28 protein-coding genes and 1 pseudogene are annotated in these 25,844 nt (G+C 38.2%); 17 read left to right on the forward strand and 12 right to left on the reverse strand.

The features are described 5' to 3' along the window. Window positions 1–3 precede the first annotated feature (3 nt). The 3 genes from H6F45_RS17510 to H6F45_RS17520 all read left to right on the forward strand — a co-directional run bounded on the left by H6F45_RS17510 (window position 4) and on the right by H6F45_RS17520 (window position 3,752). Window positions 4–780 carry a PilN domain-containing protein gene (locus tag H6F45_RS17510; RefSeq protein WP_137669109.1) on the forward strand — a complete coding sequence of 259 codons (777 nt, stop codon included), beginning with the start codon at window positions 4–6 and terminating at the stop codon, window positions 778–780. After that, entirely contained in the window at window positions 777–1,550 is a 774-nt protein-coding gene (locus tag H6F45_RS17515; protein ID WP_137669108.1) for a pilus assembly protein PilO, read from the forward strand. Before H6F45_RS17510 ends, H6F45_RS17515 begins: the two co-directional genes overlap by 4 nt. 126 nt (window positions 1,551–1,676) lie before the next feature. Beyond that, window positions 1,677–3,752, forward strand: coding sequence for an AMIN domain-containing protein (locus tag H6F45_RS17520; protein WP_190347939.1), 2,076 nt, complete (start codon window positions 1,677–1,679; stop codon window positions 3,750–3,752). 91 nt (window positions 3,753–3,843) lie between these two features. On the opposite strand, the gene H6F45_RS17525 is transcribed toward H6F45_RS17520, so the two are convergent. Both H6F45_RS17525 and H6F45_RS17530 read right to left on the reverse strand, forming a co-directional pair. Then, window positions 3,844–4,176: a XisI protein gene (locus tag H6F45_RS17525; protein ID WP_096572276.1), complete on the reverse strand. Its 333-nt coding sequence runs from the start codon at window positions 4,174–4,176 to the stop codon at window positions 3,844–3,846. Then, window positions 4,167–4,574 carry a XisH family protein gene (locus tag H6F45_RS17530; protein ID WP_137669169.1) on the reverse strand — a complete coding sequence of 136 codons (408 nt, stop codon included), beginning with the start codon at window positions 4,572–4,574 and terminating at the stop codon, window positions 4,167–4,169. Before H6F45_RS17530 ends, H6F45_RS17525 begins: the two co-directional genes overlap by 10 nt. A 106-nt stretch (window positions 4,575–4,680) precedes the next feature. Between H6F45_RS17530 and H6F45_RS17535 the strand changes: the two are divergent. The 7 genes and pseudogenes from H6F45_RS17535 to H6F45_RS17565 form a co-directional block, all read left to right on the forward strand. Further along, window positions 4,681–4,872: pseudogene (locus tag H6F45_RS17535) on the forward strand (transposase); the annotation flags it as partial. 105 nt (window positions 4,873–4,977) lie between these two features. After that, window positions 4,978–5,268, forward strand: a complete 291-nt coding sequence (locus H6F45_RS17540; RefSeq protein WP_096572274.1) for a DUF1778 domain-containing protein — start codon at window positions 4,978–4,980, stop codon at window positions 5,266–5,268. A 2-nt stretch (window positions 5,269–5,270) separates the two neighbouring features. Continuing rightward, complete coding sequence (locus H6F45_RS17545; protein WP_190347940.1) at window positions 5,271–5,771, forward strand: GNAT family N-acetyltransferase; 501 nt, start codon at window positions 5,271–5,273, stop codon at window positions 5,769–5,771. 556 nt (window positions 5,772–6,327) lie between these two features. Continuing rightward, window positions 6,328–6,612, forward strand: coding sequence for an HU family DNA-binding protein (locus H6F45_RS17550; RefSeq protein WP_096572272.1), 285 nt, complete (start codon window positions 6,328–6,330; stop codon window positions 6,610–6,612). 26 nt (window positions 6,613–6,638) lie between these two features. After that, on the forward strand, window positions 6,639–7,736 hold the full coding sequence (gene cobD / locus H6F45_RS17555) for a threonine-phosphate decarboxylase CobD (protein WP_190347963.1): 1,098 nt from the start codon (window positions 6,639–6,641) through the stop codon (window positions 7,734–7,736). Between the two features lie 153 nt (window positions 7,737–7,889). After that, window positions 7,890–9,410, forward strand: coding sequence for an NAD(P)/FAD-dependent oxidoreductase (locus H6F45_RS17560; RefSeq protein WP_190347941.1), 1,521 nt, complete (start codon window positions 7,890–7,892; stop codon window positions 9,408–9,410). 276 nt (window positions 9,411–9,686) lie between these two features. Then, on the forward strand, window positions 9,687–10,262 hold the full coding sequence (locus H6F45_RS17565) for a Uma2 family endonuclease (RefSeq protein WP_137668053.1): 576 nt from the start codon (window positions 9,687–9,689) through the stop codon (window positions 10,260–10,262). A 160-nt stretch (window positions 10,263–10,422) separates the two neighbouring features. On the opposite strand, the gene H6F45_RS17570 is transcribed toward H6F45_RS17565, so the two are convergent. Both H6F45_RS17570 and H6F45_RS17575 read right to left on the reverse strand, forming a co-directional pair. Further along, a complete protein-coding gene (locus tag H6F45_RS17570; protein ID WP_190347942.1) occupies window positions 10,423–12,636 on the reverse strand; it encodes a glycoside hydrolase in 2,214 nt (737 codons plus the stop codon). A 179-nt stretch (window positions 12,637–12,815) separates the two neighbouring features. Then, entirely contained in the window at window positions 12,816–13,046 is a 231-nt protein-coding gene (locus H6F45_RS17575) for a NifU family protein (RefSeq protein ID WP_096572267.1), read from the reverse strand. 36 nt (window positions 13,047–13,082) lie between these two features. Between H6F45_RS17575 and H6F45_RS27085 the strand changes: the two genes are divergently transcribed. After that, window positions 13,083–13,208 (forward strand): hypothetical protein, encoded by a 126-nt coding sequence (locus H6F45_RS27085; RefSeq protein ID WP_277876995.1) that lies wholly within the window; start codon window positions 13,083–13,085, stop codon window positions 13,206–13,208. 47 nt (window positions 13,209–13,255) lie between these two features. On the opposite strand, the gene H6F45_RS17580 is transcribed toward H6F45_RS27085, so the two are convergent. The 3 genes from H6F45_RS17580 to H6F45_RS17590 all read right to left on the reverse strand — a co-directional run bounded on the left by H6F45_RS17580 (window position 13,256) and on the right by H6F45_RS17590 (window position 15,531). After that, window positions 13,256–15,037 (reverse strand): ATP-binding protein, encoded by a 1,782-nt coding sequence (locus H6F45_RS17580; RefSeq protein ID WP_190347943.1) that lies wholly within the window; start codon window positions 15,035–15,037, stop codon window positions 13,256–13,258. A gap of 127 nt (window positions 15,038–15,164) precedes the next feature. Further along, on the reverse strand, window positions 15,165–15,302 hold the full coding sequence (locus tag H6F45_RS17585) for a hypothetical protein (RefSeq protein WP_162501898.1): 138 nt from the start codon (window positions 15,300–15,302) through the stop codon (window positions 15,165–15,167). Continuing rightward, window positions 15,295–15,531, reverse strand: coding sequence for a hypothetical protein (locus tag H6F45_RS17590; protein WP_096572265.1), 237 nt, complete (start codon window positions 15,529–15,531; stop codon window positions 15,295–15,297). The genes H6F45_RS17585 and H6F45_RS17590 overlap by 8 nt, the downstream gene beginning before the upstream one ends. Window positions 15,532–15,815: 284 nt before the next feature. Here H6F45_RS17590 and lepA point away from each other — a divergent pair, with 284 nt between their 5' ends. From lepA to H6F45_RS17605, 3 genes are all read left to right on the forward strand, one after another. After that, the gene (gene lepA / locus H6F45_RS17595; protein ID WP_096572264.1) at window positions 15,816–17,627 is read left to right on the forward strand and encodes a translation elongation factor 4; all 1,812 of its coding nucleotides are present in this window, start codon (window positions 15,816–15,818) and stop codon (window positions 17,625–17,627) included. 403 nt (window positions 17,628–18,030) lie between these two features. After that, complete coding sequence (locus H6F45_RS17600; RefSeq protein WP_190347944.1) at window positions 18,031–19,218, forward strand: glycosyltransferase family 4 protein; 1,188 nt, start codon at window positions 18,031–18,033, stop codon at window positions 19,216–19,218. Window positions 19,219–19,382: 164 nt separating this feature from the next. After that, window positions 19,383–20,441 carry a Type 1 glutamine amidotransferase-like domain-containing protein gene (locus tag H6F45_RS17605; RefSeq protein WP_190347945.1) on the forward strand — a complete coding sequence of 353 codons (1,059 nt, stop codon included), beginning with the start codon at window positions 19,383–19,385 and terminating at the stop codon, window positions 20,439–20,441. A gap of 152 nt (window positions 20,442–20,593) precedes the next feature. Here the strand turns inward: H6F45_RS17605 and H6F45_RS17610 are convergent, their stop codons facing one another. The 4 genes from H6F45_RS17610 to H6F45_RS17625 form a co-directional block, all read right to left on the reverse strand. Further along, the gene (locus H6F45_RS17610; protein WP_137668049.1) at window positions 20,594–21,757 is read right to left on the reverse strand and encodes an IscS subfamily cysteine desulfurase; all 1,164 of its coding nucleotides are present in this window, start codon (window positions 21,755–21,757) and stop codon (window positions 20,594–20,596) included. 15 nt (window positions 21,758–21,772) lie between these two features. Next, window positions 21,773–22,429: a type I restriction endonuclease gene (locus H6F45_RS17615; RefSeq protein WP_096572260.1), complete on the reverse strand. Its 657-nt coding sequence runs from the start codon at window positions 22,427–22,429 to the stop codon at window positions 21,773–21,775. Between the two features lie 93 nt (window positions 22,430–22,522). Continuing rightward, window positions 22,523–22,999: a thioredoxin-dependent thiol peroxidase gene (gene bcp, locus H6F45_RS17620; RefSeq protein WP_190347946.1), complete on the reverse strand. Its 477-nt coding sequence runs from the start codon at window positions 22,997–22,999 to the stop codon at window positions 22,523–22,525. A 74-nt stretch (window positions 23,000–23,073) separates the two neighbouring features. After that, window positions 23,074–23,460 carry a lipoxygenase family protein gene (locus H6F45_RS17625; RefSeq protein ID WP_242052657.1) on the reverse strand — a complete coding sequence of 129 codons (387 nt, stop codon included), beginning with the start codon at window positions 23,458–23,460 and terminating at the stop codon, window positions 23,074–23,076. Between the two features lie 149 nt (window positions 23,461–23,609). Between H6F45_RS17625 and H6F45_RS17630 the strand changes: the two genes are divergently transcribed. The 3 genes from H6F45_RS17630 to H6F45_RS17640 all read left to right on the forward strand — a co-directional run bounded on the left by H6F45_RS17630 (window position 23,610) and on the right by H6F45_RS17640 (window position 25,330). Next, complete coding sequence (locus H6F45_RS17630; RefSeq protein WP_190347947.1) at window positions 23,610–24,449, forward strand: FAD-binding domain-containing protein; 840 nt, start codon at window positions 23,610–23,612, stop codon at window positions 24,447–24,449. 304 nt (window positions 24,450–24,753) lie between these two features. Beyond that, on the forward strand, window positions 24,754–25,047 hold the full coding sequence (locus H6F45_RS17635; protein ID WP_190347948.1) for a hypothetical protein: 294 nt from the start codon (window positions 24,754–24,756) through the stop codon (window positions 25,045–25,047). Further along, on the forward strand, window positions 25,037–25,330 hold the full coding sequence (locus H6F45_RS17640) for a hypothetical protein (RefSeq protein WP_137668043.1): 294 nt from the start codon (window positions 25,037–25,039) through the stop codon (window positions 25,328–25,330). Before H6F45_RS17635 ends, H6F45_RS17640 begins: the two co-directional genes overlap by 11 nt. A 237-nt stretch (window positions 25,331–25,567) precedes the next feature. On the opposite strand, the gene H6F45_RS17645 is transcribed toward H6F45_RS17640, so the two are convergent. Beyond that, a complete protein-coding gene (locus H6F45_RS17645) occupies window positions 25,568–25,804 on the reverse strand; it encodes a DUF4351 domain-containing protein (protein ID WP_190347949.1) in 237 nt (78 codons plus the stop codon). Window positions 25,805–25,844: the final 40 nt, after the last annotated feature.

A 25,844-nucleotide genomic window follows, 5' to 3' on the forward strand; every position in this document is an offset into this window, starting at 1 on the left:
AAAATGTACAGTCTAGATATTAATTTTCTCAAAGATCGCTCACCTGCTGAGTTGGATAATAATAAACCTGTTAGACCAAAAACTGATATCACTGAATATACACCAGCTTTATTGGGAGTCGGTGTGGGTTTGTCTATTCCAGCTTTGGTGTTTGGTGTTTTGTTGTTTTTACAAGCCCAAAATGCAGGACTAGGACAACAAATTGCCCAACTAGAGGAGGAAAACAAAAACCTAGATGTAAAATTAGCCGATATTCAGAAAATTAAGGAGGAAACAAAAGGCATTAAAGATCAAACACAAGCTTTAGTCACAGTGTTTGATCAGATTCGTCCTTGGTCAGCAATGTTACAGGATTTACGCGATCGCATTCCCGCAAATGTACAGTTGGAAACCATTAAACAAATTCCACCTGTGATCAAAGCCAAGAACAGTGAAGACGACAGTAACAATGCCGGAGAATTAGAAATTACAGGTTATGCCCGTTCTTTTGCTGATGTCAATGACTTTCTGTTAATTATGGGCAAATCCAAGTTATTTAAGCCCGAAGAAAGCAGAATTAGTACAGCGGAATTAGTTGATGCACCTGAGATCACTGGTGCTGTTCCACCTGAGACGAAAAATGAAGTGAAATTTAAACCTCCTCAAGTAGTTAAATACACTATTAAAGCTAGTTTAAGTCCTGTACCTGCATCGCAATTAATCCGTGATTTAGAACAAAAAGGTACAGTCGGATTAGTTGAAAGAATCCGTAACTTGCAAAAAATAGGAGCCATTAAATGACAGTCAGTGATGATTTAAATTTTTCTAAAAACGCCAATTTTGATGAGGCTGGATCTTCCTATCCTGTTGCCTTTGGTGTGACTTTTATACCTAAAGTAACTGGTGGGGTAGTTGGTGCTATGGGCTTGCTAGGCGCTGTTTATATGATACTAAACATGGTCATGCCAGAGTTTACCAACTTCCAAGACTTGCAAACCAAAAGTAAGGACTTGCAAGGACAAGTAGACCAAAAAAATCTCCAAGCTAAACAAGCATATAAATTACTAGGAGAATTAGCTCAATCTAAGCAACAACAAACCCAAGTTTTAGCTTTATTTGCTAATGAAAAAAGTCTGGATACATTACTTTTGGATACCAGTCGTTTGGTAGATTCCAGTAATGCTACAGCTATGGGCAGTAATGCCATTAAAGCCCAACTGAAAAAGTTTGCACCAGCAGGAGAAAAACCAGAAATTATTACTGATGGTAGTCTGGGAGACAAAGTTAACAACAAACTCAAACGCCAAGTTATCAAAGTAGAAATAGAAGGCAATTTTGAACAAACTCAGGCAATCATGCGTAATATTGAGCGATTACAGCCTTTATTACTCGTGCAAAATTATGATTCTAAATTAGTACCACCAGAAAAAGAAGATACAGATGATAAGCAAAAAGGAGTGCGTACAGGAGTCGGCAAAATTTCTACTTCCTTTGACTTAGTAGCATTAATGCCATTAACTGCTGAAGAACAGGCAGAAGCAGCAGCAAAAACCGCACCACCGCCTAAGTAACCTGCAAAAATCCTGAGTGCTGATTTGTCACTTATATGGCAATTCCATGTACAATGGATGACTATTAGATTTTGGCTTAATAAGTAGATATACAGACTGTTTTTTATTGAATGTGAGGAATGAACTGTGAAACAAGTTCATAGTAATGTTTTAATTTCTAGTGCGGTTGCTTGTGTCGTTTTAGCAGCACAACCTGTTTTGGCACAGACCACTCAAATTACAGAAGTGAAACTCAATCCCGTTGATGGGGGAATTAGTGTAATTTTAAAGACATCTTCTGGAAATAAACCCCAGATTTTCACCACTAAAAGAGATAAAGCCTTAGTTGGAGATATTATTAATACGCAACTGCGTTTACCTCAAGGCAAGAGTTTCCGTCAAGAAAAACCCGCACCGGGAATAGCATCTGTAGAAGTTAATCAGTTAGATGCTAACAGTGTCCGTGTTACCGTCATGGGTATTGATAACGCTCCTGCTGGTAAACCTGTAGTCCGTGAAAATAACAATCTGACTCTTGGTTTTACTACCACAGGAGACGCGACAGCAGCAGCACCCACACCAACCACAACCCCAACCACACCGAATACAAACACCACAGCATCAGCACCTCCAACTCCCCCTGGTGGTGCTGTAGAATTTGGTAAACAACCAGATGTGTTAGTACCTAACCCAGAAATAACAATTGATGGTAAAAAAGCACAACCAGCAGGACCAAATCAACCTTATAACCTAGCACCGCCTTTTTTACCTAGAGCAGTTGCCCCACCAGTAGGAGATATTACAGTATCTAACATTGATACATCTCCTACAACTATTGATTTAGGAACACAGGAACGAGTACCGCGTTTGGTGTTACGTGATGCACCAGTGAGGGAAGTTTTATCACTATTGGCTCGTGCTGCTGGACTTAACCTGGCTTATGTGGGATCAGAAGGAACAGCGCCACCAGCAGGCCAAACCATTAGCCAAACAATTTCTTTAGATATAGAAAATGAACCAGTGCAGGATGTATTTAATTACGTTTTGCGTTTGAGTGGTTTAGAAGCTAACCGCAGTGGGAGGACAATTTTTGTCGGCGCTAAATTGCCTAATTCTACCCGTGATACTGTAATGCGGAGTTTGCGACTCAATCAGGTTTCAGCTGATGTTGCCATAAACTTTTTAGTAAGTTTAGGAGCAGAAAGTAGTGTCAGTGTTGAAAGAACAATTACTAATGTTGTTTCTACTAAGGTAGGTGAGGAGACAGCCAAGAATAACCAAGAAGAGGTAAAAATACCAGAAGTAAAACCTCTGAGTCTTGGCGATGACGACTTTAAAAATATAACGCCTTTACTAAGAGGTTTACAGGCTGTAGGAGACTTGCGAACAAATTCTGTTACCTTGATTGGTTCTCCCAAGTTAGTTGATATGGCAATATCTCAACTGACTCAGCTTGATATTCGTCGTCGTCAAGTGATGGTGAACGTCAAAATTATTGATGTTAACCTATCAAATTTTCCACAGTACAACACCAGCTTTTCGTTTGGTATCGGTCGTAAGTTACGGTTCAACAGTAGTGATGGTTTAGCAAGCGTAGTATTTGATGGCGATGGTAGACTAACCTCTAATAGAAGTATTGTCGCTACTTTGGATGCTACAGTGGAATCTGGCAACGCTAAAATTTTGACTGACCCTACTTTAATAGTGCAAGAAGGTCAAACAGCCAGTGTTAATCTCACTCAAGAAGTCGTGGGCAATTTCAAAAGAGATATCACAGATACTGTGGGAGGTTCAAGAGAAGTTATCACAATTGAAAAAACCAATGTTGGTCTGACTTTAAGTGTAAAAATCGAACGCATTGACGATAATGGTTTTGTATCTCTATCAGTAGCTCCTGTTGTTCGCGCTCCCGCGGATGCAGAAGTTGTAGAAAATGCAGGACGAGTTGTTTTGATATCTGAACGTTCTCTCCAGTCTGGCTTAATCCGCCTGCGAGATGGTCAAACTCTAATTCTGTCCGGTATTATTCAAGACCAAGATCGGGCAACAGTTAACAAAGTTCCTATCTTGGGTGATATTCCTCTAATTGGTTCGTTGTTTAGAAGCACCAATAGAGAGAATGTTCGCAGAGAGGTAATTGTATTACTCACACCACAGGTAATGGATGACACAGAGCGTTCTAGCTATGGTTATAACTACAATCCTAGTCCCCAGGTGCGGTAAACGCTTGAGCGTAGGGGGTTGAGAGTTCCTGGTAGTCGGTAGACTGTGCAAATACCCGGATTGTTGGATGATTCGGGTATTTCAGGTGTCTTTAATGGGTAGCAAATTCCGTAAATTCGCGCATTTCTGGAGAATGAAAAGCTAAAACTATATCTTGTTTGGGTACGCCTTGTTCAAGCAAGAGAGTAGCAATTCCTACTTCAGTTCCATCATGCTGTATCCAGATTTTGCCGTTTTTGATATCAATGTGTATACTACATCCATGAGTGCGATTATTCCCACGCCAACCAGTATGTAAGAGAAGATAGTGGTCATTTTGGGTATCTATAACCGCTTGTGCTTCGATTTCTTCCGGTGTAAATCGTCTTTGAGCTTTTTCTAAAATTAGATTCTTAACTATTTCACGATACTCTTCTACTGCCATTTGACAATTATCTCCTGTTTTGGCTCATAAATGAGTAAGTTGATTTGGTTTCTAGCAATTACAGAACGGGTAAAACGTCGCTGAAAAAATGATTTGTAAATTGAATCGGGTATTGCCAGATATAGTTTTCTTTGTGGATCAAATTCTTCAAGAGCAAACTGGTAGTTAAGAAACTGCCCAAGGGCGGTATGAAATTCAGAAACGTTTGATCCGCTTATAAAGCTTTTGATTTCAACGGCAATCTTTTCTTCTGCTCGTTCAGCTGCTAACATCTGTGCAGCTAGATCAATTTCAAAGTCTACATCTCCCACGCTTACCTCATAAGGGTCAGCAGTTATTATCCATCCTTCCTTCTCTAAAGCAGTTCTTACTGCATAGTGAAAACGATCCTTTGCCATGTAACATTATCCTGACTCATAACCTTAAAACATTAGTACCATTTTAATGTAACTTAGGACTCACACAACAATGTATTGACATTGTGTACACGATTATTTATAATAAGCTAAAAAGTTTGGTTGTGAAATTATAATTGCTGATAGATTTTATCCATCAAGTAAAACCTGTTCTCGTTGTGGGCATAAAAAAGAAAGTCTTTCTTTATCCGAAAGAATTTATTGCTGTGAGAACTGCGGTTTTGAGATAGATAGGGATCTAAACGCTGCAATTAATTTATCGCGTCTGGCTAAGGCGTGAAAGTCTACGGAGGGATAACTGCTCCCATGCTCCCGTTGAAGTAGAAAGTAAAGTCTAGTTTTGTCTAGGTTTTATATAGCAGTAATTCAAATTCAGGAAACCAAAATGGCAGCTTCCTTTGAAATGGATAATCCTGGACGCAATCAGGTTATTAATATTAGAGTTCAAGAAAAACAGCGTAATTTAATTGATTATGCTGCATCAATTCTTGGTAAAACTCGTTCTGATTTTATGCTAGATGTCGCTTGTAGAGAAGCGGAAAAAGTAATTTGTGATCAAACTTTTTTTGCGTTAGATGAAAAAAAATATCAAGAATTTATTGATATTTTAGATGCACCACCTAAAGCAGATGAGGAACTACGTAAGTTTTTAGCTGCTAAATCACCTTGGGATTAAGAATGGATCAGAGGAAAATTATAGAAGCTCCTCAACCAATTAATTCTAGCCATGATATATCACAATTCAATTCAAGGTCAGAAACTTTAAATAATTGGTTGAGGGAAAAAGCATTTAAAAATGAGGGTGATACTGCTAGAACTTATGTTGTAATTTGTGAAAACAAAGTAATCGGTTATTACTGTTTGGCAAGTTCTGGTGTATATCACTCGGTGGCTATTAGAAAAGTCAAGCAAAATGCACCAGATCCAGTTCCTTGTATGATCGTTGGTAGGTTAGCTGTTGATGAACAATGGGAAGGGCAGGGTATCGGATCTGGTTTATTAAGAGATGCAATTTTTCGGGTTTTACAAGCATCCAAAGTTGTCGGCATACGGTGTATTTTAGTTCATGCTAAAGATGAAGCAGCTAAACAATTTTATCTAAAACATAAGTTTAAGCCCTCACCCATAGAATCTTTAACATTAATGTTGCCTTTAAAAGATATTGTGGCGAATATTTAAGATGTATAAACGCTTCATTCAACGTCTCTAAAAGGCTTTTAAACTTTGTTTTGTGGTTCATTTACCTGACAATTGGGGAGCATCCCAAATGTGTAATTTGATTTTTTGGGAATCTTTGAATTCCTACAAAGTCCTAATATGAATGAACCGCAAAGAACGCAAAAGACAAAAATTTAAGAGGGTTTAAGAGGTTTTTTGGTATTGCTGAGTTGATTTTTGCAAAATTTGGATGCTCCCGAAAATTGCTGTACCCAATCCCCAATCCCCAGTCCCCAGTAAGCATTTATTCCTAAAAATTCGGTGTTTCCAGGGCAACTATGCAGCAAAAAACACAATAAATTCTGAAATCTATATAAATTAATGCTTTCACCTATGCACTTCTGGCTACAACACCTTAGAATGATTCATTGAAAAGTCGAGCCAATCTGATTTACAGGGGTTTTGAGTGTAAATACTCTCAAGGGACGATTTTTGTAATGCTGCCAACAGAGATTTCCGTAAAGATCCGACAAAGTACATCTTGACTAAATCTCAATTAAACCTCAAGGAGTTTGATATGAACAAAGGCGAATTAGTTGATGCAGTGGCGGAAAAAGCCAGTGTGACAAAGAAACAAGCGGATGCGGTGTTAACTGCTGCTATTGAGACAATTATTGAGGCTGTGGCTTCAGGCGATAAAGTCACCCTGGTGGGATTTGGTTCTTTTGAATCACGGGAACGGAAAGCTCGTGAAGGCCGCAACCCCAAAACCAATGAAAAAATGGAAATTCCAGCTACCAAAGTTCCTGCTTTCTCTGCTGGGAAGCTCTTTAGAGAAAGAGTAGCACCCCCAAAAGAGTAGGTTCTGTTCTAGGAAGTCTATTTTTGATGCGACAACAGGCACACGGGGGAAATTTAGCTTGGGCAGCGGCGTTAGCTGGCTGTTCCCCGGATGCTATTGTCGATTTTTCTGCCAGTATCAGCCCGTTGGGACCTCCAAACAGCGTTATTGCTGCGATCGCCTCCCAATTTGGTAATCTTAAACACTATCCTGACCCAGATTACAGCGAACTCAAACTAGCTCTGGGTCACTTTCATCAGTTACCACCTGAGTGGATTCTGCCGGGAAATGGTTCAGCAGAATTATTGACTTTACTAGGTAGGGAATTAGGACAATTAGCGGCTACAATGTTAATAACTCCAGCCTTTGGCGATTATTACCGCACCCTAGCGGCTTATAATGCTAAAGTGCTGGAGTTTCCTATTTTGGGGATTGGGGATTGGGGACTGGGAAAGATTTATTCCGTATTTTCCTCAGATACCCCGTCTAAAAATTGTGGTTTATTGCTAAATAATCCACATAACCCAACGGGTAAGCTATTTTTACGGGATGATATTTTGCCGTACCTGAAAGATTTTGCTTTGGTGGTGGTGGATGAGGCGTTTATGGATTTTCTGCCTCCTGATCAGGAACAAAGTTTGATCGGATTGGTACAGGAATATGAGAATTTGGTGATATTGCGATCGCTCACCAAGTTTTACAGTCTACCTGGGTTAAGGTTAGGATATGCGATCGCTCACCCGGACTTGCTCAGAAAATGGCAATCATGGCGAGATCCCTGGCCTGTGAATACCTTAGCTGCTGCTGCTGCGATCGCCGCACTCGAAGATACAGACTTTCAACAACAGACCTGGAAATGGCTACCACAGGCACGAAATCAACTTTTTCAGGGTTTATCGGCAATTAACGGATTAAGACCCCTAGAGGGCGCTGTTAACTACCTATTGGTAGAGTCTCAACATTCAACTTCTCAGTTACAAGAAAAATTACTTCAGCAATACCAAATTTTAATTCGTGATTGTCGCAGTTTTAAAGAGTTGGGCGATCGCTTTTTCCGTGTCGCTGTCCGTTCCCAATCTGATAACCAACGCCTACTAACAGCCCTTAAATCAGTTATCAGTTATCAGGTGACTGGTGACTGGTGACTGGTGACTGGTGACTGGTGACTGGTGACTGGTGACTGGTGACTGGTGACTGGGAGGATGAATAACCCAATTCCCAATTCCCAATTCCCCATTCCCAATTCCCAATTCCCTATTCCCTATTCCCAATTCCCTATTCCCTATTCCCAATTCCCAATGAAAATTGACTACGATATTGTAATTATTGGTGGTAGTATTACTGGATACCAAGCGGCTTTAGCTGCAACCCAACTACAAGCGAAAGTTGCCTTGGTACAGCCTCAAATACACTATGAATTAAACTATCATTACCCACTCAGCGAACTAAGTAAAATCTCACAGCAGTGCGTTGATATGGCAACTATTGGCATTATGACCGAGAGTAAAAACATCAAATCATATTTTCACCGGAACAAGCCAATTAACAATACTGGAGTACCAAAAAAATCGCAAATTTCCATATTGCAACCGACTTGCAGCTATTCCTACCCACAAGCGAAGTTGTATGCTCAAAGCATTGCAGCAAATATCAACCAACTTAATTCTCTTGCTAATTTGTCTGCCCAAGGTGTTGATGTAATTATTGGTAATGGGAAATTTCAAACTTCTCCCAAGCTGAGTTTTGCAGTGAATGACAGAATTTTAAGCGCCCGTACCTATTTACTCGCTTGCGGTTCACGTCCAAAAATTCCCGATATTGAAGGTTTAAACACTACAGGTTATCTCACCTTAGCGAATATTTGGCAATATTTAGAAACACCAAACCCTCCAAAAAATTGGGTAATTATTGGTGGTTTACCCCAAAGTATTGAAATTGCCCAAACTTTAGCTCGTTGGGGTTGCAACATCAATTTAATATTAAATCATCCTAGTGTTTTTTCTGATCTTGAACCAGAAATAAGACAATTATTGATAGCACAATTAGAAGCTGATGGTGTGCGTATTTTTAACCAAACAATCGTCACCCAAATACGAAAAATTGAAGATCAAAAATGGGTGCAAGCTGGAGATAAAGCTATAGAAACTGAAGAAATTTTAATTGCAACTGGACAACAACCAAACATAGATAATTTAAATTTAGCAGCAGCAGGAGTAAAATGGTATCCAAGGCGTTTAGTTGTGAATAAAAAACTCCAAACCACAAATCATCGCATTTACGCTTGTGGTGATATTCTAGGTGGTTATGATATTGCCAACATTGCCAATTATGAAGCTAAAATTGCTGTGAAAAATGCTCTATTTTTTCCCAGACTTGAAGTTAATTATCGTTGTATTCCTTGGATAATATCTTCTCAACCAATGGTAGCGCAAATAGGGTTAACAGAATTACAAGCAAAAAGAAGATATGGTAAAAATCAAGTTTTAGTTTTTACCAACTATTTCAAAACCTTAACAGCAGCACAAATTAAAAATGAAATTACAGGTATTTGTAAATTAATTATTTTAGAAAATGGTCAAATATTAGGATGTTCTATATTTGGTGTAGAAGCGGGAGAATTAATAAACTTAGTAGCTTTAACAATGTCAAAAAATCTGAAAATTGAGAACTTAGAAAATTTAGCTGTTGTTGATCCTAGCTTTTCAGAAATATTACAGCAAACCGCAAGAGAATGGAATAAACAAAAGTTAAATAAAAACCACATTTTGCAAGAGTTTTTGCAAAGTTTATTGCATTTTCGCAGAGATTGGGATTTATAATATTCAACAAAATATTCAACAATAGAAAATTAAAAATTCCCTCTCAAAAGGTTTTATTTGAGATTTACAACCCATTTTGCAAACGCAAAGTTCGTAGTAAGGAATTTATTCCTTACTTGAGGACTGAAGTCCTCACTACGGAACTTAATCTACTTTTGAATTATTTTCTTCCTCTGCGTTCTCTGCGTCTCTGTGTGAGATATAAAAGATGTTGGGTTTCCTCCCGTCAACCCAACGTACTGAGATATAATATCTAATATTCAACAGGTAAGAATCATGACTTCTGTAACCTTACAAATCCCACAATCATTAAAATTCACAGATGATGAATTTGTAGAAATAGTTGCAGCTAACAAAGATTTACGTTTAGAATTATCACATCAAGGGGAATTAATTGTTATGTCACCAACCGGAGGAGAAACAGGAGAAAGAAACTTAGAATTAACTGGACAAGTTTGGTTTTGGAACAGAACACATAAATTAGGAAAAGCATTTGATTCTTCCACAGGTTTTAAATTACCTCTTGGTGGTACTCGTTCCCCTGATGTATCTTGGATAAAAATAGAAAGATGGAATGCACTGACACCAGAACAAAGAAAAAAGTTTTTACCTTTATGTCCTGATTTTGTGATTGAATTAGTTTCTGAAAGTGACGATTTAGCTGATACCCAAGCCAAAATGCGGGAATATATTAATAATGGATTGCGTTTAGGTTGGTTGTTAAATCCTAAAGATAAACAAGTAGAAATATATCGTCAAAATCAAGCAGTAGAAATATTAGAAAATCCTCAAAGTTTATCTGGGGAAGATGTGTTACCAGGTTTTATTTTAGATTTACAACCCATTTTTTAAACGCAAAGTTCGTAGTAAGGAATAAATTCCTTACTTGAGGACTGAAGTCCTCACTACGGAACTTAATCTACTTTTGAATTATTTTCTTCCTCTGCGTTCTCTGCGTCTTTGCGTGAGATAAAAAAGATGTTGGGTTTCCTTTCGTCAACCCAACCTACTATTAAGGGACTTCAATGGGAATCAAAGAATTTTCCGGTAAATAACTGTGATAACAACCATCATCAGCTAATACTAAAACCAACCTTACAGGATAGTCAGGAGGAACTTGCAAATCTGCCCAAGGTACTGCTATCTCTAAACAAGAGTTTAACGCAACTTGGGCGCGAGTTGCGCGGGGATGCCATTGATAATGTTCTGCTGCTTCTCGAAAATAAATTGTTTGGGAAATTAGGTTAATTTCTAAATGATGGTGAAAGAAATAATTAACCGGTGCAAGATCAGGAACTTCTGCTAAAGGTGCAGGACTATTGATCATTGGTCTATCGGGATAATACCACAATAAATTTAATTCTTTGGGTAGTTCTTTTCCTGGTGTGACACCGCTTTTAAAGTCTACTCGCACATAGAAATTTAGGTGATCAACACCGTAAAAAATGCGTTGTACTAAACTACTTTGGTGCATTGTTCCCCGTGAACCACCTACTTCTATTCTGCCGGCTTTATCCCAGTCTTGTTCATCCCCTTTACCGTCAATTATGGGATGAATAAAACTTTCTGGACGATGATCTAATTTGGCTTCGTGGACTTCTAATGGTTGGGTTAAATAGGCTGGTATGGGTTCATTTAATGCTTTATAAATGCCATATAAATGTTCTCTAAATAGTTGATCAAATATGGCATCTTGATTTGATGAATGTCCTTCTCCAAACCACCAAAACCAATCTGAACCTTCAGCAGCATATAATGCTTCCCACGCTGCGGGGTTATTTTCTTCGGTTGCTTCGGGATGTTTTGCTAAGGTTTCTCTTGCATGGGTTAAATAGTCCCAAGCGCGGTTTTTTACAGGATCACCGATCCAAGTTGTAAAACTGCCATCTACCCATGAACCGCTATGTAATTTTTCACCGGGAATAGTTGCTGTAGCGGGGTATTTTTCGAGAAATTCGGAAACAGTAACCAGTTTGATATTTTCTTGATTACTCAGGTTTTCATACAATGTTTCTAGGAAAATTTTACCATCTTGGGGATAAAATTCCCAGCAATTTTCCCCATCCAAAGCAATGGTAACTAACCAAGGTTGTGAAGTTGGGTTTTCTCTTTGTTTTCTAGCGATCGCCTGTAAATGTCCTACTAAGTCTGCAACCGCCTGTTTTGGCTGCATTGCACCATAAGTAAAACCCACTAAATCTGATAATCTATGATCCCGGAATACAATGGAAACCTCACCTGCGGGAGTTTGCAAACGATAGGGACGGTATAATAATTCTGGTTGTTGTAAATTTCCCGCCCCATCCCGATGAAAGAAATGTTGCAATGTCCAACCTAAAACCGCTTCATCTGAGCAAATCCACTTAAACCCCTGTTTAATAATATACGGTAAAATTTCTGGGCTGACGGACTGTTCTGAAGGCCATAAACCTCTGGGTGCTTGTTCAAACCTATCTTTATATAAATCCCAGGCTTTTTGTAAATGGCGGGGAATATCTTCCGCCCACTGGAAACGCTGGTTAGGTAATGTCATTTGTGGCACTGCCACCCGTCCAGAGTTGGTATCAGCTAACAGGGGTAAAATGGGGTGAGTGTAGGGGGTGGTGGTAACTTCTAACTGGCCAGTTTCCTGCATTTTCCGGTGTTGGGGAATAATGCGACTGAGGATTTGTTTTTGTTTAGAATAGATCCGTTGGCGATCGCCTAAAGTAAAATTACGTCCTTGTTTTAACCAAACTGCAATTTCTGGATCATCCCAAAATAAAGGATCAATCCACGCTAAATTATGCCAAGCTAATAAATCACTATAATCTACAGCTTGCCAATTTGCTAAACACCAACCTTGACCCTTTTCCTGTCTTTGATAATACAATTGGGCATAACGGGGATGGGGGTCAATTAAAGTATGATGGTTAGCATCAAAAAAATGTTGAACAATAAACTCTTTTTGTTCTGTGGTTAACTGTTCCACAGGTGTTAAACTGGCAGTTAAATAAGGGTCAAAAGCATTTCCCGCAATATAATCTTCTAACTGTAAAATCAAAGACGGTACTAAATTCACCGTTTGATGTAATTTCGGGTATTTTTCCAGCAATAATATTAAATCTAGATAATCCTTAGTACCATGTAACCTCACCCAAGGTAAGCGATACTGCTGACTGACAGGAGACTTGTACAATGGTTGATGTTGGTGCCAAATAAACGCGACGTAAAGGGGATGAGACATGATCAATAATATGCTTTTCAGGATTTACTAATAATTTTCAATTATCAATAATGGTAATGGGTAATTGGTGATAGTTGATAGTTGATAGTTGATAGGGAAACATAAAGATTGATTACCCACTCACCAATCACCAGTCACCAGTCACCAATCACCAATCACCAACCACCAGTCATCTATCCCTAGATGACTTGTTCAATTTCTGCAATTTCGGGAATCATTTCTTTGAGACGGCGTTCAATACCCATTCTCAAAGTCATTTGTGAACTAGGACAAGAACCGCAAGCACCTTGTAAACGCAGTTTCACTACTGGTCCATCGAGTTCTACCAGTTCCACATTACCCCCATCAGACATTAGATAAGGGCGCATTTCATCTAAGACAGTTTCAACGTTTTCAAGTGTCAATTCCATAGTTTTAGACCTGTTCAGTTAAGGACGGCTTTGAAAGTGGGATTTGCAGATTATCCACCCATTTCCCAAAATATAACAGGAGTCAGGAGTCAGGAGGCAGGAGTTATTTATTTTGGATTTTGGATTTTGGATTTTGGATTGTTTTTGTTAACTCCAATCTAAAATCTAAAATCTAAAATTTTCTTCCCCAATCACCAGTCACCAATCAATTATTGAGATTCAATCTCGCACTCGCTAGGGGAACACAAGACCGGTTGTTGATAAAGTGGGACTGTGAAGGTGACAGTTGAACCAAGACCTTCGCCTAAGCTATAAAAATGTACCTCACCGCCCATTGCTTCTACCAGCTTTTGGGATATGGTTAAACCTAAACCAGTACCTCCGTAGTGACGAGTACGAGAACCATCAACTTGAGAGAATAATTGAAACAGTTTATCTTGTTTGTCTAAGGAAACACCAATACCAGTATCTGCAACTTTAACTTTCACCATGCCGGGATTCTGTGGTTTGCTGGATTTTCCTTTTCCTTTTTTGATAACCCAGTCGGCGCTGATGGTGATTCCACCTTCATGGGTGAATTTAATAGCATTGCCTACCAAATTTAGCATAACTTGTAACAACCTTTGGTAATTACCTTGAACGATAATTTCATCAGAGGTGACAGGCATTTGCATTTGGAAACTGAGGTTTCTCATCTCCGCTTGGGGACGGGTAAAGTTTTCTACATCACTAAATAGCTCTTGAAGTTTGACAGGTGAGCAGTCTAACTCCATTTTCCCGGCTTCGATTTTGGCAATATCCAAAATATCATTGAGAAGATTTAGCAGATGGAGTGATAATTTAAGAGCTTCATCCACAAATTCCATTTGTTCTTCGGGATCATCTGCTATCCCTTCTAAAATCAGCTTTAAAAAGCCAATCATGCCATTTAAAGGTGTATGAATTTCGTGGGATACATTAGCGAGAAATTCGCTTTTTAACCGGGATGCTTCCTCAGCGTTTTGTCTTGCGTATTCTAGTTCTTTGTATAGGGTAGCATGAGCGATCGCTGTACCCAGTTGATCTGCCAACTCTTTAATTAATTCTATTTCCGTTTCTGTTATTAATATTTCTTCACTGCTTAAACTTAACCCAACTAAACCATTTGCTTGGTCTTGATAGTTAGTAGCAAAAAGTAAAAATCTGTGCTGCTGAGAATTTGTTTGAATGGGCATCTCTATGACCATCGGTTCTAGAGTTGCGAAAGCTTGAGCAAAAGCAGGTTCAGAAGATATCTCTATTTCTGAGCCTAAAATGGGCTTGAATGCTGGTTGGTGATATTCTGCGATTACCCTAACTTTTGAATCTCCTGGCTGATAAGGAAAGAAAATACAACGCTCCAGTTTGAGAGTTTGTCCTAAACTGTCAACTGTTTGCTGCCAAATAACATCTATATCCAGTGTCCACCAGATATTTCTGGTGATTTGGTTTAATAGTTTTTGGTATTGCACCAATAACTGTGGCACTTTCCGAGAATGCAAAAATAACTCAAGCTGTGAAGGCGTTTTTGCTGCCTGATTCACTTCTTTACCATTGACTGGAGATGGTAATAGCCTACCCATAACCAAAACTGTGGTTGCGGCTTCACCCAGTTGCGGCATAATTGGAGTAATTGTCAACTCCAACTCTAATAAATATTGACTGCATTTAAACCAACATTGAACTCTCTCTGGGACTAAAGTTGTTAAAATCCTTTGCAAGCCTTCCAAATAGGCAACTTTATCTACTGGGGTAAAGATTTCATTTTCATTAAGCGCATCAACTATTCTCTCAGTCATTAAATCCAGGAGTTCGCTGTACTGCCAATCAAATGTCAGATAACGCCCAGTACCATCTTGGATATATACCAACTCAGATGCAAGAGTTAGTAATAAGCCATCTGTACTGCGGTTAGTAGATTCCAGGTTCTGAGAAAATAGCTTTGGCAATGGGTTATTCGCAGTAATAGTCATTTATCGAGTTGGATAGACAATTTGCTTTCCACCGTGGTTGTACTAAAGCTGCTTAAATTTTGGCATAAAGTTTTACAGCTTTCATACTTTTGACTGTATATTTTTGACTTTTCTGGAATCTGGAGCGTTAAGTTTTACATTTTGTATCATTGGGGACTGGTGACTGGTGATTGGTGACTGGTGATTGGGAAAAATACAAATAACTTCCCCCTGCTCGCTGCTCCCCTGCTTCTTCCCCAGTCCCCAGTCCCCAAATTTCAATCATTCCATTCTCCTCTAGGGGGAATAGGTGTGCGTATTGGTGTGCGAGTTAGTTCATCATCTCTCGGTATGTCGCCGCGTAACCATTGGCGGATGGCGACTTCTATCACCTTACTGGGGTCATTGGTAAGATGCTGAATTTGGGCTATTAATTCAGAGTCTAGGCGAACAGCAATTTCTACCTTGTCTGTATGGATTTTTTCCCCGTTGGTGGGGTTTTCTTGCGTATTCATAGGTTTACGGTTTCCCAAAAAATTACCAAACTTAGATGATTCAGTTTTTAGGTGGCAGTTTTAATATACAGTGTCATCATATCTTGAAAATTAATTCACCTGCCTGGGGAATGGAAAGTGGCAGGGGGAGCAGGGAGAGCAGGGGGAGGTAAATAACCCAGTCACCAGTCACCAGTCACCAGTCACCAATCACCAATTACCCATTACCCATTACCCAATAAAGCATTAAAATACATGAAGTAAATAGATTTAACTTTTGATTGCTGCTAAAGCAAAGATGGTATATGACTGACGTTCCCGCAGTTCGCATTCGCAATTTCTGTATTATTGCTCATATTGATCACGGTAAATCTACTTTAGCCGATCGCTTACTCCAAGCTACTGGCACTGTAGACGACCGACAAATGAAGGAGCAGTTTCTCGATAACATGGATCTGGAACGGGAGCGCGGCATTACAATTAAGCTGCAAGCTGCCCGGATGAATTACACAGCTAAGGATGGTCAGCAGTACGTTTTAAACTTAATTGATACTCCTGGTCACGTTGACTTTTCCTATGAGGTTTCCCGTTCTCTGGCTGCTTGTGAGGGTGCTTTATTGGTTGTGGATGCCTCCCAAGGGGTAGAAGCCCAAACTTTAGCAAATGTGTATTTAGCACTAGAGCATAATTTGGAAATTATTCCAGTTTTAAATAAAATTGATTTACCAGGAGCAGAACCAGATAGAGTAGTTAGTGAAATTGAAGAAATTATTGGTTTAGATTGCAGTGGGGCAATTTTAGCTTCTGCTAAAGAGGGAATCGGTATTCCTGAGATTTTAGAGACGATTGTAGAACGTGTACCCCCAGCAGCTAATACGGTTGATCAACCTTTAAGGGCGCTGATTTTTGATAGTTACTACGATAGCTACCGGGGAGTAATTGTTTATTTCCGGGTGATGGATGGGACTGTGAAGAAGGGCGATCGCATCTATTTGATGGCATCGGGTAAGGAATATGAAATTGATGAGTTAGGTGTCCTTTCTCCCACCCAAAAACAAGTTGAAGAACTCCATGCAGGAGAAGTAGGTTATTTAGCCGCCTCTATTAAAGCTGTGGCTGATGCACGGGTGGGCGATACTATCACCTTATCTAAGGCTAAAGCTACAGAACCTTTACCCGGTTACACAGAGGCTAACCCAATGGTATTTTGTGGGATGTTCCCCATAGATGCAGATCAATTTGAAGACTTGCGGGAAGCTTTGGAAAAACTGAGATTGAATGATGCGGCTTTGCAATATGAACCGGAAACTTCTAGCGCAATGGGGTTTGGTTTCCGTTGTGGGTTCTTGGGTTTGCTACACATGGAAATTGTCCAAGAACGGTTAGAGCGAGAGTATAACCTGGATTTAATTATTACAGCCCCATCTGTGGTTTATAAGGTGATCACTATCAAGGGTGAGGAACTGTATATTGATAATCCTAGCCATTTACCTGCGCCCAATGACCGGGAAAGAATAGAAGAACCTTATGTGCAGGTAGAAATGATTACTCCCGAAACCTACGTTGGTACTTTGATGGAGTTATCACAAAACCGCCGGGGTATTTTCAAAGATATGAAATATCTTACCCAGGGACGGACTACCCTAACTTATGAAATTCCTTTGGCGGAAGTTGTCACCGACTTTTTTGATCAAATGAAATCCCGTTCTCGTGGTTATGCGAGTATGGAATATCATCTGATTGGCTACCGGGAAAATCCGTTGGTGAAGTTGGATATTATGATCAATGGTGATCCCGTAGATTCTTTAGCGATGATCGTCCACCGGGATAAAGCTTATGGTGTGGGCAGATCAATGGCTGAAAAGCTCAAAGAACTGATCCCACGTCATCAATTCAAAGTTCCCATTCAAGCGTCTATTGGTAGTAAGGTGATTGCCAGTGAACATATTCCGGCTTTGCGGAAAGACGTTTTAGCTAAGTGCTACGGTGGTGACATCAGCCGGAAGAAGAAACTTTTGCAGAAACAAGCCAAGGGTAAAAAACGGATGAAAGCTGTGGGTACGGTGGATGTACCCCAGGAAGCGTTTATGGCTGTGTTGAAGTTAGATCAAAGTTAATGTATGAGGTGACAGGAGGCAGGAGTCAGGAGTCAGGAGGCAGGAGGCAGGGGAGGTAGAATAAATTTTTCTCGCTGTTCCCTGTTCCCTGTTCCCTGTTGCCTGTTCCCTGTTCCCTGCCTCCACGAAAAATTCATGAATCAAATCGGATCACTATACCTCCCCAGTCCCCAGTCAACTAGATATTTGCAAATTTAAAGTTAACCTGGTTTTTTGATGAAATCGGGTTTTTTTGTAGAGATAAATTGCAAATCAATATGATAAGCTTTATCAAAAAACTATTTATTAAAAAAAACAACAATTTCACTAGGAATACTCGCAGTAATTGTCACACTTCGTATTTTGAGATCAAAGTAGTTTTTTCTATTCTTTCAAGTTTTGTAAATATCGGGGAGTTAAATCAATGAAGATACTGGTACTAAGTTGGGAATTTCCGCCAAGGTTAGTGGGAGGAATTGCCCGTCATGTAGGAGAATTATACCCGGAATTGGTAAAGTTAGGGCATGAGATTCACTTGATTACGCCAGAAGTAAAACAATCATCACTGTATGAAGTAGTTGAGGGTATTTATGTACATCGAGTACCAGTAGCCCATAGTCATGATTTTTTTCACTGGGTAGTAAATTTAAATGAGAGTATGGGACATCACGGTGGTAAATTGATGTTAGAGGAAAGACCATTTGATCTTATTCATGCCCATGATTGGTTAGTTGGAGATGCAGCGATCGCTCTCAAACATACTTTTAAAGTTCCTCTCATTGCTACCATTCACGCCACAGAATACGGACGTTATAACGGTATTTATAATGATACCCAACGCTATATTAGTGGCAAAGAAGAATTATTAGCTTATAACGCTTGGCGCATCATTGTTTGTACTGAATATATGCGGGGGGAAGTAGTCAGAGCATTAAATAGTCATGGTGATAAAATCGACGTGATTTTTAATGGGATTCGCCCAGAAAAAAAGCAACATTACCGAGATTTTCATGCTCAAGATTTTCGTCGCCAATTTGCCGCAGATCATGAAAAAATTGTTTATTACTTGGGCAGGATGACTTATGAAAAAGGTATACCTGTATTGCTTAATGCTGCTCCCAAGGTACTTTGGGAAATGGGCGGTTACGTTAAATTTGTGATAGTTGGTGGTGGTAATACTGACCATTTAAAACAGCAAGCTTGGGATTTAGGAATTTGGGATAAATGCTATTTTACTGGTTTTCTTTCTGATGACTACTTGGATAAATTTCAAACCTTAGCTGACTGTGCAGTTTTTCCCAGTCTTTATGAACCTTTTGGTATTGTAGCTTTAGAAAGTTTTGCTTCTAGAGTTCCGGTTGTGGTTTCAGATACGGGTGGTTTTCCGGAAGTAGTACAACATACGAAAACAGGAATTGTAACTAAAGTAAATAATCCAGATTCTTTAGCATGGGGAATTTTAGAAGTTTTGAAAAATCCAGGTTATCGACAATGGTTGATAGATAACGCTTATGAAGATTTAGAACGAAGATTTCGCTGGCCACAATTAGCAAAAGAAACGGAAGCTGTATATGAGAAAGTGGTGAAAGAGCGATCGCAAGTTGATTGGTAATTAAACACAAAGTAAAACTGAGGTTTTCGCAGAGTAGTGGAGATAATATTAATTACTCTGCGTTTTTTGCCGTTAAAAAACAGTACAAAGGCTGTACGCTGGGAATTTACCCCTTGGGAATGCGAGAGTTAGAAATGATGGCTGTTTGCTTCACATTCCTGAGTATGACCAAGGCATTCCCAAATATAGCCAAGTGCTTGAGAAAAGCAAGAACTATGTTGTTGAAGATGGGAACCTTCCTCATATCCCACTTTACAGCAAACCTAAACCGCTACTTGGAAAAAATTAGCCGTGATGTTAGTCCACCGTTACCAAACCCCAATTATAGACCGAATTATAAAGTTCCTTTATTAGCTGGACCTGTACATAATTTGGGTGGGGGTGGTCCTGATGTGGATGATGCGATTCAATGGATGATAAATCAAGTCAGGGGAGGTGCTAACTCTAACAAAAAAGTTAATGTTGTTGTCATTCGTGCTGCTGGTAACGATGATTATAATCAGCTAATTTATAATATGAGAGGTGTGAATTATGTAGAGACTTTAATCATTAGAAATAAACAAGAAGCGAATAGGACAGATATTTTTGATAAAGTCAGAAATGCTGGAGTAATTTTCTTTGCTGGTGGTGATCAATGTGAATATATTCGCAACTGGAAAAACACGAAATTAGAAGCTGCCATCAAATCAGTTTATGATAAGGGTGGGGCTATTGGTGGCACAAGTGCAGGGGCAATGATTCAAAGTGAATTTGTTTATGATTCTTGCGCTTGTGAAGATAGTATTGAAACTAATGAAGCACTGGAAGACCCCTATAGGAATATTACATTTACCTATAACTTTTTCCAGTGGAAGTATTTGCGAAGAACGATTATTGACACCCATTTTGATGAACGCAAAAGAATGGGAAGAATTATGGTTTTTATTGCGCGACAAATTCAAGATGGTGTATCTAATACTGCGTTAGGAATAGCTATTAGCGAAGAAACATCTTTACTTGTAGATAAATATGGAATTGCAAAAGTTATGGGGAGGGGTTCAGTTTATTTTGTTCTTGGAGATCATTCCCCAGAAGTTTGTCAACCCGGAAAACCTCTCACATATTATGATTATAAAATTTGGCGATTTCCTAGAGGTGAAACTTTTGATTTAAATAATTTACCATCTAGAGGTTATTATCTCAGAAGTGTGAAACGGGGAAGATTTGATTCTGATCCTTATTAATGGATGTACAGATCCTCTTGTGGTGCGGGCATCTTGCCCGCTTTATTTTACATCTATAGTTTTTCTTGTTCCCATACTCTGTATGGGAATGAATAAAGCAAGACTCTGGCTTCCGTTTTATTGGAGTCAGAGACTGGGAACGAGAGAATAATTCACACTTTCGAGAAACTTCTTAAACTTTTCACGGTAGTAATTAAATGTTCGGCAACTTGATCTATTTCATAAACAGTATTAAATCTGCCAATTCCCAACCTTACGGAAGCATAAGCTAAATTTTCCGAATGTCCTAAAGCTGTTAAAACATAGGAAGGTGCAACATTATTGGAAGAACAAGCAGAACCAGAAGATATTGCAACAATTGGTTGTAAACCTAAAGAAAGTGCAGCACCATCCACACCTTCCACACTAATATTTAAATTTCCTGCTAACCTTTTTTCAGGATGTCCATTGAGATAAATTCCCTCCAAAGTTGATAACTGTTTCCACAGTCTTTCTCGCAATTCTATTAACCTTTGATTTTCTGTTTCTTGTTCTTTTAAAGCAATTTCCACAGCTTTACCAAAACCAACAATTTGCGGTGTATATAAAGTTCCAGAACGCATCCCTCTTTCATGTCCTCCCCCATGTTGTTGCGCTGCTAATTTTACTCTGGGGTTACGTCTGCGAACATATAAAGCACCAATACCTTTAGGACCATAAACTTTATGGGCAGTTAAAGACATTAAATCAATATTTAATGCTTGCACATCTAAAGGTATTTTACCAATAGCTTGTGCTGCATCTGTATGAAATATAATTTCTTTTTCTCGACAAATTTTACCGATTTCTGCTAAAGGTTGTAAAACACCAATTTCATTATTTGCAGCCATGACAGATACTAAAATTGTATCAGGACGCAAGGCTGTTTCTAATTGGTTTAAATCAATTAATCCATCTTTTTGGACTGGGAGAATTGTAATTTCAAAACCCATGTTTTGTAAATATTCACAAGGGTCTAAAACTGCTTTATGTTCCGTAGCGACGGTAACAATATGTTGACCTTTGGAAAAATATGCTTCTGCGACACCTTTAATAGCTAAATTATTCGCTTCTGTTGCACCACTGGTAAAGACAATTTCTTCTGGGTTAGCGTTAATAGCAGTGGCTAAAATTTCCCTGGTTTGTTTAACTGCTGCTTCACCTTCCCAACCGTAAACATGACTATTACTAGCAGGATTACCAAACTTTTCTGTAAAGTAAGGTATCATGGCATTGAGTACCCTTTCATCTACGGGGGTGGTAGCTTGATTATCGAGGTAGATGGGACGATTAGACATAAATAAACTCAACAATTAAGTTAATATTTTACCGATTTTTTTGAGGATTTTTAAAACTTGATAAAGTTCGTTTTCCCTTCTATATAAAGTGAATCTATCAGACAAAGCATAACAAGGTTTATCAGTTTGGATGAGTTTAATAAATTGGAAGTCTTCACCATTAATTACCAATGAATATAGGGGGTAATTCGGGTGAGGATTGGCTAACATATAGGTAAGTGCTTGGGGTATGGCTTTAGCTAAGGAAAAATTAGTTCTTTTAGCTTCAATCACTAATAACCATAGCTTATTTTGTAGAACTAAAACATCTATTTTACCTTTAATAATCTCTGTAGTTTCTGATCCAGTTTCTTCATCATCTGTGAAGATTGTTTCACTAATTTCTATAGGTTCTTCTGTGGCAATATAAAAAGGAGAATCATAGAAACCAGCTAAATCTAGTAAGGGAGATAATACTACTAATTTAACTGCATCTTCTAAAGGACTAGATTTTTCTACTAAGTTGAGATAATTCTTTTTGACTCGGTCTAAATATTGCTGTTCTAATTCTGAGATATTAGGTAAATCTTGTTGCAATTCTGTAAAAAAAAGTTCATCTTTAGATTTTTGTAGGGCAAATTTTTGTTTTAATTCCGCAAGGGTAATATTCTGTGCTTGGATAATCTGAACCATATTTATCTAAAAATTAAATAAAGGTGTTATTTATATTATAAAGCCTGGATGATTATTTTCAGGAGGGAGCGATAAATCGCTCACTACAAACTGTTATTTGGTGGTTAATTCTTGGAGTTTTTTCAAGACTGCTTGTGCATGACCTTTTGTTTTGACGTTTGCCCAAGAATGGGCGATGATTTTATCAGGTGAAATCAAGAATGTTGAACGCGCAACACCCATATATTCTTTACTCATGAATTTCTTTAAACGCCATCCACCGTAAGTTTCAATTAATTGATGTTCTGGGTCACTTAATAGGGTAATTTCTAAGTTATGTTTGGCGATAAATTTGCAATGGGATTTACTGGAATCTGGACTTACACCAATTATTTTAGCACCTAAAGCGGTAAATTCTGCGGCTAAATCTGTAAAATCTTTGGCTTCTGTGGTACATCCAGGGGTGTCATCTTTGGGGTAGAAATAAAGGACTATCCACTCGTTGAAGTCAGCGAGGTTCACGAGTTTATCGTTTTGATCTGGTGTGGAAAAATCGGGTGCAGGTTGTCCAATTTCGGGAATGTTGGTCATGATGAAATTTTTAGGTTAATCTGAAATGTAGAGACTTTTCATGAAACGTCTCTACAAGGATTTTACAATGATGATTATATATTAATACTATTGGGTATCCGAGAAGGTAAAAGATAGGGATATTCTACACCTGTTTCTAGGGAACGTTGTTGATTTCGAGATTTAATTTTACTTTCAATCTCTAACAAATCACTTTGAAAATGGGCGAGAATTTGCCGATCAATTTTATCTGCAAACTGAATAAAATCAGAACTTCCTAATTTACTCCAGTTAATTCCACTTAATGCAAAGGTTAATTGCATTTGCTCTAAATCTCTTGCTGTTGAGGGTAAAATTTCCTCTAAACTGGCTGGTGTATCAGGACGAATATAATTTGCTAAGGGTGCGTTAGGAACATAACCAAAATAATCGTATTGACTAAAATTCAAAGCTGCGTGTTGGGGTCCACAGGTAAAGATCATAGCGATAGTAACCTTGTTTTTCTTGTAAAGATGGGTGTTTTGTCATGGCTTTTTCTGGTAACACTTGATATACTGTAGAGGATAATATAGTTATATTTAAATTGCCACTATTTCTAATTTTGATTACATAATTCTCAACTAAGAATACTATGTTACGTGATTTCACTAATCGAGATGAGTTAATAGCTTACCTGCGCGAACAATTTCCCCAGGCCGCAGAACGAGATGATCACATCAGCGAAACTGTGGGTGGAAGGAAAGCAGCAAAAGCGAAGCTAAAACAAGTAGATCCTGTTGCCTACGCAAAAACACGCAATTCTTTAACTGGTGCTGTTACTAGGTTATCACCTTATATTCGTTATGGCGTTTTAAGTTTGCGAGAAATTAGAGATGATATTTTAGAACGGGTGGAAAATCCAGAAGATGCGAGTAAATTAATTAATGAATTAGGATGGCGCGATTATTGGCAAAGGCTGTATGTTAAGTTAGGAAAAGGTATTTGGGAAAATCAAGAAGAATACAAAACCGGTTATAAAGTAGCAGATTACGCAAAAAATTTACCGGAAGATATTATTGAAGGAAAAACCGGACTGGTTTGTATTGATAATTTTAGTCAAGAATTAAGAAAAACTGGCTATTTACATAACCATATTAGAATGTGGTTAGCAGCTTATATTATCCATTGGCGACGTATTCAATGGCAAGCCGGCGCAAAATGGTTTTTGCAACATTTGTTAGATGGTGATCCTGCAAGTAATAATATGTCATGGCAATGGGTAGCGAGTACCTTTAGTCATAAACCTTATTTTTTCAATCGGGAAAATTTAGAACGTTACACAAAAGGGGTTTATTGTCGTCAATGTCCGCTTTATGGTAAGTGTGATTTTGAGGGGAGTTATGAGGAGTTGGAAGCGCGACTTTTTCCCAAAGGTGAGTTTAGTAAAAAGCCTAATAGTCAAAGTTGGCAGAAGGGGAAAAAAGGAAGGTGAAATTTAATTTGTCTGAATCAGGATATCCAGGATTAAAGGATTTACAGGATGGTAATTTTTAGATGGTTGGTTGATGATGAAAGTTGTATTTGTCTGAATCAGGATAACCAGGATTAAAGGATTTACAGGATAGTAGTTTATAGATGGTTTAAATTATGCAAAAACAATCATTAAATCACATCCTAAAAAATCCCCAACTTCCAAAAAACAATCATTCAATAATATCCTGTACATCCTCAAATCCTGGCAATATTTACAAATAAAAGCCGATAGCTATATAATTAAAGAAGATTGTGTTTTACAAATGATGAGGATTTTCATGATGACTACAGCACAGGAAAATAAAAAATCTATTTTAGAAAAACTAGATAATTTAACACCTGCACAACAAGAAAAAGTATTAATTTTTATTGAGTCATTATATCTGCAATCACAACCAAATGATATAGAACAAAAACAACGTCGAAAATGGCAAGAAATCAGAGGTAAAGCACCTTATCCTTTAGTTAGTGAAGATGCTCAAAATTGGGTTTCCAGAAATAGAAACGAGGAAAGTAAAAATAGGGAATTAAATCTCAGAAATGTCTATGAACATTGAAGATTATTTCATTCAGGGTAAAAAGTTATTTTTGGATACAGTACCAGTAATTTACTATGTAGAGAATCATCCTCAATATCAGTCTTCAGTTAACTATGTTTTTCACGGTATAGATTCAGGTTTACTAAGTGCGGTTACTTCTCCTATCACATTATCTGAGTGTCTGGTTTATCCTTATCGTTTAGGATTAACAGAATTACAACAGGATTTTATTGATTTGATTGTTTCTGGTGTAAATGTTGAATTTGTACAAATTGATGAATTAATTGCTAAACAAGCATGACAATTAAGAGCTAAATATAATTTAGCTTTATTAGATTCTTTACAAATTTCCGTAGCTATATTTTCTCAATGTGATATTTTCTTAACTAATGATATTCAGTTAAAACGAGTTACAGAATTAATGATTTTAGTTTTGAGTGATTTTTTACTCTAACTTGTTTGAATTAAGACACAAAACTCTTTAATTTTGACTTTTGACTTCCCGAAAGGTGTCCTGATTCAGACAAATAGAATAAACCTACTTACTTATTTCAGACTGTAACCATATTTCCAAATCATGAATATCTGTAAAATCTAATAATGCTTCTCCTAGCTTTTCCAGTTGTTCTATGTTTAAACTGTTGATATTCTGAATATAAGTATCTCCCAACTTTCCAAATCTTTTTGATAACATACGTATCAATAAAATCATCTCACCTTCCTGCTTTGCTTCTTGATAGACTCTTGTTTGCTTAATATCACTGACTAAAAACATTGCTTCTATCTCCTGACGGCTTAATTGTGAAAACTTATTG

This window comes from Sphaerospermopsis sp. FACHB-1194 (assembly GCF_014696235.1).
GTDB lineage: Bacteria > Cyanobacteriota > Cyanobacteriia > Cyanobacteriales > Nostocaceae > Sphaerospermopsis > Sphaerospermopsis kisseleviana.

Excerpts from the sequence above, each read along its gene's own strand:
- H6F45_RS17540 (WP_096572274.1), top strand. The coding sequence starts at position 4,978 with ATGGCAGCTTCCTTTGAAATGGATAATCCTGGACGCAATCAGGTTATT.
- H6F45_RS17590 (WP_096572265.1), bottom strand. The coding sequence starts at position 15,531 with ATGAATACGCAAGAAAACCCCACCAACGGGGAAAAAATCCATACAGAC.
- H6F45_RS17585 (WP_162501898.1), bottom strand. The coding sequence starts at position 15,302 with ATGATTGAAATTTGGGGACTGGGGACTGGGGAAGAAGCAGGGGAGCAG.
- H6F45_RS17625 (WP_242052657.1), bottom strand. The coding sequence starts at position 23,460 with ATGATCTTTACCTGTGGACCCCAACACGCAGCTTTGAATTTTAGTCAA.
- H6F45_RS17545 (WP_190347940.1), top strand. The coding sequence starts at position 5,271 with ATGGATCAGAGGAAAATTATAGAAGCTCCTCAACCAATTAATTCTAGC.
- H6F45_RS17525 (WP_096572276.1), bottom strand. The coding sequence starts at position 4,176 with ATGGCAGTAGAAGAGTATCGTGAAATAGTTAAGAATCTAATTTTAGAA.
- H6F45_RS17630 (WP_190347947.1), top strand. The coding sequence starts at position 23,610 with ATGTTACGTGATTTCACTAATCGAGATGAGTTAATAGCTTACCTGCGC.
- bcp (WP_190347946.1), bottom strand. The coding sequence starts at position 22,999 with ATGACCAACATTCCCGAAATTGGACAACCTGCACCCGATTTTTCCACA.
- H6F45_RS17615 (WP_096572260.1), bottom strand. The coding sequence starts at position 22,429 with ATGGTTCAGATTATCCAAGCACAGAATATTACCCTTGCGGAATTAAAA.
- H6F45_RS17510 (WP_137669109.1), top strand. The coding sequence starts at position 4 with ATGTACAGTCTAGATATTAATTTTCTCAAAGATCGCTCACCTGCTGAG.
- H6F45_RS17515 (WP_137669108.1), top strand. The coding sequence starts at position 777 with ATGACAGTCAGTGATGATTTAAATTTTTCTAAAAACGCCAATTTTGAT.
- H6F45_RS17645 (WP_190347949.1), bottom strand. The coding sequence starts at position 25,804 with ATGTTTTTAGTCAGTGATATTAAGCAAACAAGAGTCTATCAAGAAGCA.
- H6F45_RS17605 (WP_190347945.1), top strand. The coding sequence starts at position 19,383 with ATGACCAAGGCATTCCCAAATATAGCCAAGTGCTTGAGAAAAGCAAGA.
- H6F45_RS17575 (WP_096572267.1), bottom strand. The coding sequence starts at position 13,046 with ATGGAATTGACACTTGAAAACGTTGAAACTGTCTTAGATGAAATGCGC.
- H6F45_RS17565 (WP_137668053.1), top strand. The coding sequence starts at position 9,687 with ATGACTTCTGTAACCTTACAAATCCCACAATCATTAAAATTCACAGAT.
- H6F45_RS17635 (WP_190347948.1), top strand. The coding sequence starts at position 24,754 with ATGATGAGGATTTTCATGATGACTACAGCACAGGAAAATAAAAAATCT.
- H6F45_RS17570 (WP_190347942.1), bottom strand. The coding sequence starts at position 12,636 with ATGTCTCATCCCCTTTACGTCGCGTTTATTTGGCACCAACATCAACCA.
- H6F45_RS17610 (WP_137668049.1), bottom strand. The coding sequence starts at position 21,757 with ATGTCTAATCGTCCCATCTACCTCGATAATCAAGCTACCACCCCCGTA.
- lepA (WP_096572264.1), top strand. The coding sequence starts at position 15,816 with ATGACTGACGTTCCCGCAGTTCGCATTCGCAATTTCTGTATTATTGCT.
- H6F45_RS17530 (WP_137669169.1), bottom strand. The coding sequence starts at position 4,574 with ATGGCAAAGGATCGTTTTCACTATGCAGTAAGAACTGCTTTAGAGAAG.
- H6F45_RS17640 (WP_137668043.1), top strand. The coding sequence starts at position 25,037 with ATGAACATTGAAGATTATTTCATTCAGGGTAAAAAGTTATTTTTGGAT.
- cobD (WP_190347963.1), top strand. The coding sequence starts at position 6,639 with ATGCGACAACAGGCACACGGGGGAAATTTAGCTTGGGCAGCGGCGTTA.
- H6F45_RS17600 (WP_190347944.1), top strand. The coding sequence starts at position 18,031 with ATGAAGATACTGGTACTAAGTTGGGAATTTCCGCCAAGGTTAGTGGGA.
- H6F45_RS17550 (WP_096572272.1), top strand. The coding sequence starts at position 6,328 with ATGAACAAAGGCGAATTAGTTGATGCAGTGGCGGAAAAAGCCAGTGTG.
- H6F45_RS17580 (WP_190347943.1), bottom strand. The coding sequence starts at position 15,037 with ATGACTATTACTGCGAATAACCCATTGCCAAAGCTATTTTCTCAGAAC.
- H6F45_RS17560 (WP_190347941.1), top strand. The coding sequence starts at position 7,890 with ATGAAAATTGACTACGATATTGTAATTATTGGTGGTAGTATTACTGGA.